This window comes from Streptomyces sp. AC627_RSS907, from assembly GCF_019049165.1.
This window is the reverse complement of sequence record NZ_JAGMUE010000176.1, coordinates 1-691: the sequence shown is the minus strand read 5'-3', so window position 1 is coordinate 691 and position 691 is coordinate 1. Positions and strand designations below refer to the sequence as shown.

Sequence of the window (691 nt, the reverse complement as noted above, 5' to 3'; positions counted from 1 at the left end):
GGGACAGCCGCTCGGCCAGGATGCGCGAGCCCTCGAGGGTGCGCTGCTGGCGCTCCTTGAACTCCTCCGAGGCCGCCATCTTGAAGGCGACGGCCTTCGCCGCGATCACGTGCTCCAGCGGGCCACCCTGCTGACCGGGGAAGACCGCCGAGTTGATCTTCTTGGCGAGTTCGGCCGTGGACAGGATCACGCCGCCGCGCGGGCCGCCGAGCGTCTTGTGCGTGGTGGTGGTCACCACGTGCGCGTGCGGCACCGGCGAGGGGTGCAGGCCCGCGGCGACCAGGCCGGCGAAGTGTGCCATGTCCACCATCAGGTACGCGCCGACCTCGTCGGCCACCCGGCGGAAGGCCGCGAAGTCGAGCTGGCGCGGGTACGCGGACCAGCCGGCCACGATCAGCTTCGGCCGGTGCTCCTTGGCCAGCCGCTGGACCTCGTCCATGTCGACCTGACCGGTCTGCTCGTCCACGTGGTAGGCGACCACGTTGTAGAGCTTGCCGGAGAAGTTGATCTTCATGCCGTGGGTCAGGTGCCCGCCGTGCGCGAGGTTCAGGCCCATGATCGTGTCGCCGGGCTTGAGCAGCGCGAACATCGCGGCGGCGTTGGCCTGGGCGCCCGAGTGCGGCTGCACGTTGGCCGCCTCGGCGCCGAACAGCGCCTTGATGCGGTCGATGGCGATCTGCTCGATGACGTC

The 691-nt window shown here is 70.0% G+C and carries 1 protein-coding gene; it reads right to left on the bottom strand.

All coding sequences use genetic code 11. From position 1 onward, the window contains the following. Window positions 1-691: serine hydroxymethyltransferase (locus KUM32_RS30725; protein WP_217145237.1), on the bottom strand; the 691-nt coding region annotated here is incomplete at both ends.